Source organism: Vibrio sp. 10N.247.311.13, from assembly GCF_041467595.1.
Classification (GTDB): domain Bacteria; phylum Pseudomonadota; class Gammaproteobacteria; order Enterobacterales; family Vibrionaceae; genus Vibrio; species Vibrio crassostreae_C.
Window position 1 is genome coordinate 81,857 of sequence record NZ_JBFSUX010000017.1, and the last position, 6,392, is coordinate 88,248.

General features: G+C 45.5%; 12 protein-coding genes. All 12 read right to left on the reverse strand.

From position 1 onward, the window contains the following. Nucleotides 1–36: 36 nt before the first annotated feature. Nucleotides 37–291: a 30S ribosomal protein S17 gene (gene rpsQ, locus AB6E52_RS09935; protein WP_102320286.1), complete on the reverse strand. Its 255-nt coding sequence runs from the start codon at nucleotides 289–291 to the stop codon at nucleotides 37–39. Further along, complete coding sequence (rpmC, locus tag AB6E52_RS09940) at nucleotides 291–482, reverse strand: 50S ribosomal protein L29 (RefSeq protein WP_004736737.1); 192 nt, start codon at nucleotides 480–482, stop codon at nucleotides 291–293. Before rpmC ends, rpsQ begins: the two co-directional genes overlap by 1 nt. After that, entirely contained in the window at nucleotides 482–892 is a 411-nt protein-coding gene (rplP, locus tag AB6E52_RS09945) for a 50S ribosomal protein L16 (RefSeq protein WP_004736736.1), read from the reverse strand. Before rplP ends, rpmC begins: the two co-directional genes overlap by 1 nt. An 11-nt stretch (nucleotides 893–903) precedes the next feature. After that, nucleotides 904–1,602, reverse strand: a complete 699-nt coding sequence (rpsC, locus tag AB6E52_RS09950) for a 30S ribosomal protein S3 (protein ID WP_004736734.1) — start codon at nucleotides 1,600–1,602, stop codon at nucleotides 904–906. Between the two features lie 18 nt (nucleotides 1,603–1,620). After that, on the reverse strand, nucleotides 1,621–1,953 hold the full coding sequence (gene rplV, locus AB6E52_RS09955) for a 50S ribosomal protein L22 (RefSeq protein ID WP_004736732.1): 333 nt from the start codon (nucleotides 1,951–1,953) through the stop codon (nucleotides 1,621–1,623). A gap of 10 nt (nucleotides 1,954–1,963) precedes the next feature. After that, the gene (rpsS, locus tag AB6E52_RS09960) at nucleotides 1,964–2,242 is read right to left on the reverse strand and encodes a 30S ribosomal protein S19 (RefSeq protein WP_004736729.1); all 279 of its coding nucleotides are present in this window, start codon (nucleotides 2,240–2,242) and stop codon (nucleotides 1,964–1,966) included. Nucleotides 2,243–2,261: 19 nt separating this feature from the next. Continuing rightward, on the reverse strand, nucleotides 2,262–3,086 hold the full coding sequence (gene rplB / locus AB6E52_RS09965; RefSeq protein ID WP_010435149.1) for a 50S ribosomal protein L2: 825 nt from the start codon (nucleotides 3,084–3,086) through the stop codon (nucleotides 2,262–2,264). A 14-nt stretch (nucleotides 3,087–3,100) separates the two neighbouring features. Then, nucleotides 3,101–3,403, reverse strand: a complete 303-nt coding sequence (rplW, locus tag AB6E52_RS09970) for a 50S ribosomal protein L23 (RefSeq protein WP_004736765.1) — start codon at nucleotides 3,401–3,403, stop codon at nucleotides 3,101–3,103. Beyond that, nucleotides 3,400–4,002, reverse strand: coding sequence for a 50S ribosomal protein L4 (rplD, locus tag AB6E52_RS09975; protein WP_004738803.1), 603 nt, complete (start codon nucleotides 4,000–4,002; stop codon nucleotides 3,400–3,402). Before rplD ends, rplW begins: the two co-directional genes overlap by 4 nt. Nucleotides 4,003–4,018: 16 nt before the next feature. Next, nucleotides 4,019–4,648: a 50S ribosomal protein L3 gene (gene rplC / locus AB6E52_RS09980; protein ID WP_004736763.1), complete on the reverse strand. Its 630-nt coding sequence runs from the start codon at nucleotides 4,646–4,648 to the stop codon at nucleotides 4,019–4,021. Nucleotides 4,649–4,662: 14 nt separating this feature from the next. Continuing rightward, nucleotides 4,663–4,974, reverse strand: a complete 312-nt coding sequence (gene rpsJ, locus AB6E52_RS09985) for a 30S ribosomal protein S10 (protein WP_004736761.1) — start codon at nucleotides 4,972–4,974, stop codon at nucleotides 4,663–4,665. A gap of 446 nt (nucleotides 4,975–5,420) precedes the next feature. After that, the coding region (gene tuf / locus AB6E52_RS09990) for an elongation factor Tu (protein ID WP_102480584.1) at nucleotides 5,421–6,392 on the reverse strand (972 nt) is incomplete at its 5' end.

Genomic DNA, 6,392 nt, shown 5'->3' on the forward strand with positions numbered 1-6,392 from the left:
ATTTGGAGCCGCTTATAAGTTATAGAATTACAAAGATTAAATCTTCGCTTTTTCTAGAACTTTAACCAATGTCCAAGACTTAGTCTTAGACAGAGGACGACACTCAGCGATTTCAACTTTGTCGCCTAGGCCACAAGTGTTGTCTTCGTCGTGTGCGTGTACTTTAGTCGTGCGTTTGATGAACTTACCGTAAATTGGGTGTTTTACAGTGCGTTCAATAGCAACAACGATAGACTTGTCCATCTTGTTGCTTACTACACGGCCTTGCTGGATGCGGTTAGTTTCGCTCATTATGCGCCTGCCTTTTCAGTCAAAACAGTTTTCACACGTGCGATGTCACGGCGTACAGCTTTTAGAGTATGAGTTTGCTGAAGTTGACCAGTTGCAGCTTGCATGCGCAAGTTGAACTGTTCACGTAGCAAATTCAATAGCTCAGCGTTAAGCTCTTCAACGTTCTTTTCGCGTAGATCTTGTGCTTTCATCACATCACCTGCTTAGTTACAAAAGTAGTTTTAACAGGCAGTTTACGTGCCGCTAGGCGGAACGCTTCACGTGCCAACTCTTCAGGTACGCCATTCATCTCGTACATAACTTTGCCTGGTTGGATTTGAGCAACCCAGTACGCAACTGAACCTTTACCTTTACCTTGACGAACTTCAAGAGGCTTTTCAGTAATTGGCTTGTCTGGGAATACACGAATCCAGATTTGACCTTGACGCTTAATGTGACGTGTCATAGCACGACGTGCCGCTTCGATTTGACGTGCAGTCAGACGACCACGGCCAACAGCTTTAAGACCGAATTCGCCGAAGCTTACTTCAGTACCTTTAGCTAGACCACGGTTACGACCAGTCATAACCTTGCGGAACTTAGTACGTTTTGGTTGTAGCATCGTTCGACTCCTTACTTACGGCCTTTACGCTGCTTCTTAGGCTTATCGCCTTTTGGCTCTACTGCGTTAGCAGCTGGCATACCGCCTAGAATCTCACCTTTGAAGATCCAAACTTTAATGCCGATCACACCGTATTGAGTGTGAGCCGAAGAAGTTGCGTAATCAATGTCTGCACGTAGAGTGTGTAGAGGCACACGGCCTTCACGGTACCACTCAGAACGTGCGATTTCAGCACCGCCAAGACGGCCGCCTACTTGTACTTTGATGCCTTTAGCGCCTAGACGCATAGCATTTTGTACCGCACGCTTCATTGCACGACGGAACATAACACGACGCTCTAGTTGAGACGCGATGCTATCAGCTACAAGCTGACCATCTAGCTCAGGCTTACGTACTTCAGCGATGTTAATTTGCGCTGGTACACCTGCGATTTTAGCTACAGCTGCGCGTAGCTTCTCTACGTCTTCACCTTTCTTACCGATAACAACGCCAGGACGAGCAGTGTGAATAGTCACACGGATGCTCTTAGCTGGACGCTCGATAACGATACGAGATAATGATGCTTTTTGTAGTTCCTTTGTAAGGAACTGACGTACCTTGAAGTCGCCGTCTAGGTTGTCAGCGAATTCGTTGGTATTAGCAAACCATGTAGCATTCCAAGGCTTAACGATGCCAAGACGAATACCATTAGGATGTACTTTCTGACCCATTGCTTACTCTCCTAGTCTTTAGCGATCTGCTACAACAATAGTGATGTGGCTTGAACGCTTCAAGATACGATCCGCACGACCTTTAGCACGAGGCATAATACGCTTCATGATAGGGCCCTCATCTACGAAGATTTTAGCGACATTTAGATCGTCGATATCTGCACCTTCGTTATGTTCCGCGTTAGCGATAGCTGACTCAAGAACCTTCTTAACTAATACAGCAGCTTTTTTGTTGCTGAAAGTTAGAATTTCTAGAGCTTGGTCTACCGACTTACCGCGAATTTGGTCTGCAACTAAGCGAGCTTTCTGTGGAGAAATACGAGCAAAGTTATGTTTAGCTAAAGCTTCCATCATCTACTCCTTATTTCTTCTTAGCTTTCTTATCTGCAGCATGACCGCGATAAGTACGAGTTGGTGCAAATTCGCCCAGTTTGTGACCGATCATTTCTTCGGTAACGAAAACTGGAACGTGCTGACGACCATTATGGACAGCGATGGTCAAACCAATCATTGTTGGGATGATCATTGAGCGACGGGACCAAGTCTTAATAGGCTTTTTGTCTCCGCTTTCCACCGCTTTCTCTACCTTCTTCAGCAAGTGTAGGTCAATAAAAGGACCTTTCTTGAGAGAACGTGGCATGGCGATTCCTCTTTATAAATTATTTAGTGCGACGACGTACGATGTACTTGTCAGTGCGCTTGTTCTTACGAGTCTTGAAGCCCTTAGTAGGAACGCCCCAAGGAGAAACTGGGTGACGACCACCAGATGTGCGGCCTTCACCACCACCATGTGGGTGATCCACCGGGTTCATTACTACACCACGTACGGTTGGACGTACGCCGCGCCAGCGTGAAGCACCAGCTTTACCAAGTTCACGTAGCATATGCTCAGAGTTACCAACTTCACCGATCGTTGCACGACCTTCAGAAAGAACTTTGCGCATCTCACCAGAACGTAGACGGATAGTTACGTATGCACCATCGCGAGCGATGATTTGAGCATAAGCACCAGCCGAACGAGCTAGTTGAGCACCTTTACCAGGCTTAAGTTCAACACAGTGTACAGTAGAACCTACTGGGATGTTGCGCATCGGCAGAGTGTTACCTGCTTTGATTGCAGCATCTACGCCAGATTGAATCTGGTCGCCTGCGTTAACACCTTTAGGTGCAATGATGTAACGACGCTCACCGTCTGCGTACAGAACTAGAGCGATGTTAGCACTACGGTTTGGATCGTATTCTAGACGCTCAACTTTCGCTGGGATGCCATCTTTAGTACGTTTGAAGTCAATTACACGGTAATGGTGCTTATGACCACCACCGATGTGACGTACTGTAATACGACCGTTGTTGTTACGACCACCGTTCTTAGAGTTTTTCTCTAGAAGTGGTGCGTATGGCTTACCCTTGTGTAGGTCAGCGTTAACAACTTTAACGACGTGACGACGACCAGGGGAAGTCGGCTTACATTTAACAATAGCCATTTTTACTACTCCTGTTATTCCGCGCCGCCAACGAAGTCAAGATCTTGACCTTCTTTCAAAGTAACGTAGGCTTTCTTAACGTCTGAACGACGGCCTTCACGCATACCTTGACGTTTGGTCTTACCCTTTAATACAAGAGTATTTACAGACTTAACTTCAACTTCAAATAGCTTTTCTACAGCTGCTTTGATCTCTTTCTTAGTTGCATCTTTAGCTACTTTGAAAACGATAGTGTTCGCTTTCTCAGCTGCCATAGTTGCTTTTTCAGAGATGTGCGGAGCACGTAGAACTTTTAAGATACGCTCTTCAGTGATCATGCTAGCATCTCCTCAACTTGCTTAACTGCGTCAGCAGTCATTAGAACCTTGTCGAAAGCGATTAGTGATACTGGATCAACACCAGCAACATCACGTGCATCTACTTTGTATAGGTTACGAGCAGCTAAGAATAGATTTTCATCTACTTCGCCAGTCACAATCAGAACGTCGCTTAGCTCAAGCTCTTTAAGCTTAGCTACAAGTTCTTTTGTTTTTGGTGCTTCTACAGAGAAGTTATCAACAACGATTAAACGCTCTTGACGAACTAGCTCAGAAAGAATGCTCTTCATAGCACCGCGGTACATTTTTTTGTTTACTTTTTGGCTGTGATCTTGTGGTTTCGCAGCAAAAGTAACACCACCTGTACGCCAGATTGGGCTACGAATTGTACCAGCACGTGCGCGGCCAGTACCTTTTTGACGCCATGGCTTAGCGCCACCGCCAGATACTTCAGAACGAGTCTTTTGAGCACGAGTACCTTGACGAGCACCTGCTGCATATGCAACAACTACTTGGTGTACAAGAGCTTCGTTGAAGTCACGTCCGAAAGTAGTCTCGGAAACAGTTAGTGCATCAGCACCTTTAACCATCAATTCCATTACTTACTCCTAGACGTTATGCTTTAACAGCAGGTTTTACGATCACGTTTCCGCCTGTTGAGCCCGGTACTGCACCTTTAATAAGGAGTAGATTGCGCTCAGCGTCAACACGTACGATCTCTAGGTTTTGAGTCGTTACACGCTCAGCACCCATGTGACCTGCCATTTTCTTGCCTTTAAACACGCGGCCTGGAGTTTGACATTGGCCAATTGAACCCGGTGCGCGGTGAGACAAAGAGTTACCGTGAGTCATATCTTGAGTAGAGAAGTTCCAACGCTTGATAGCGCCTTGGAAGCCTTTACCTTTAGATGTACCAGTAACGTCTACTTTTTTAATTTCGTTGAAAAGTTCTACGTTTAGCTCAGCGCCAACTTCAAACTCTTCGCCGTTTTCTAAACGGAATTCCCAAAGACCGCGACCTGCTTCTACACCCGCTTTCGCGAAGTGACCAGCTTCAGGTTTAGTTACACGGTTAGCTTTCTTAGCACCAGTAGTTACTTGGATTGCTGCGTAGCCGTCTGTCTCAAGAGTTTTAACTTGAGAAATACGGTTCGCTTCAACCTCAACAACAGTTACTGGGATAGAAACGCCTTCTTCAGTAAATACGCGGGTCATACCCACTTTACGTCCGACTAGACCAATCATTATTCTTATCTCCCTTAACCTAGGCTGATTTGAACATCAACGCCAGCTGCAAGATCAAGACGCATTAGAGCATCAACAGTTTTATCTGTTGGCTCAACGATGTCGATCAAACGCTTGTGAGTACGGATTTCGTACTGATCACGTGCATCTTTGTTGACGTGTGGAGAGGTAAGAACAGTGAAACGCTCTTTACGAGTAGGAAGTGGAATAGGACCACGAACCTGTGCGCCAGTACGTTTTGCTGTTTCAACGATTTCCGCAGTTGAAGCATCGATTAGCTTGTAATCAAACGCTTTAAGGCGGATACGAATACGTTGGTTCTGCATGAGACAGAGCTCCAATTATTAAAAATTACACAAACAATATCGCCACTCAAACCCGATAAAACGAGAGAATGCCGATTGATTTATGTGAAACCGTAGCACCCAAAATTAGGACGCATTGTCAGTTAACTTTTGAAGTAAACAAGAAGTTTACTATTTTTATTAACCGCGAACATAAGCTGAGTATACATTACTAGGTAAGACCTACTCCTCAGTGCTCATTGGTTCACAACCAGCGTTAGCCAGTGCGATGCATTATACAGATCACACTTTAGTATGCAAGTAGTGTTGGAAAAATAATCGCAATTTATTGGAAGTTGGTTTTGTATCGAGAGGGAAGAAGATAGATGGAAGGTAATATTTCTTTTGAGAAAACAAAAGGGAAGCCGAAGCTCCCCTTTTCAGATGCGTGCTCTTCTAATGAAGAGAGTGCAAAAATCTAAATGCTATTAAGCGAAGATTTTAGCTACAACACCAGCACCAACTGTACGGCCACCTTCGCGGATTGCGAAACGTAGACCTTCGTCCATTGCGATTGGAGCGATTAGCTCAACAGTCATTTGAACGTTGTCACCTGGCATTACCATTTCTACGCCTTCTGGTAGAGTGATGTCGCCTGTTACGTCAGTTGTACGGAAGTAGAACTGTGGACGGTAACCTTTGAAGAAAGGAGTGTGACGGCCGCCTTCGTCTTTAGAAAGTACGTATACTTCAGACTCAAACTTAGTGTGTGGGTTGATAGAACCTTTCGCAGAAAGTACTTGACCACGTTCAACGTCATCACGCTTAGTACCACGTAGAAGTGCACCAACGTTCTCACCTGCACGACCTTCGTCAAGCAGTTTACGGAACATTTCAACACCAGTACAAGTAGTAAGAGTAGTCTCTTTGATACCAACGATTTCTACTTCGTCACCTACACGTAGGATACCGCGCTCGATACGACCAGTTACAACAGTACCACGACCTTGAATTGAGAATACATCTTCAATTGGTAGTAGGAACGGTTGGTCAACTGCACGCTCTGGCTCAGGAATGTAAGAATCTAGTGCTTCTGCAAGCTCAACGATCTTGTCTTCCCACTGCTTCTCGCCGTTTAGTGCGCCAAGTGCAGAACCTTGGATAACTGGTAGGTCATCACCTGGGAAGTCGTATTCAGAAAGAAGTTCACGAACTTCCATCTCAACTAGCTCAAGTAGCTCTTCGTCATCTACCATGTCACATTTGTTCATGAATACGATGATGTAAGGGATACCAACTTGACGACCAAGTAGGATGTGCTCACGAGTTTGAGGCATAGGGCCGTCAGTCGCAGCAACAACTAGGATACCGCCGTCCATTTGTGCAGCACCAGTGATCATGTTTTTAACATAATCCGCGTGTCCTGGACAGTCTACGTGTGCGTAGTGACGTGCTGGAGT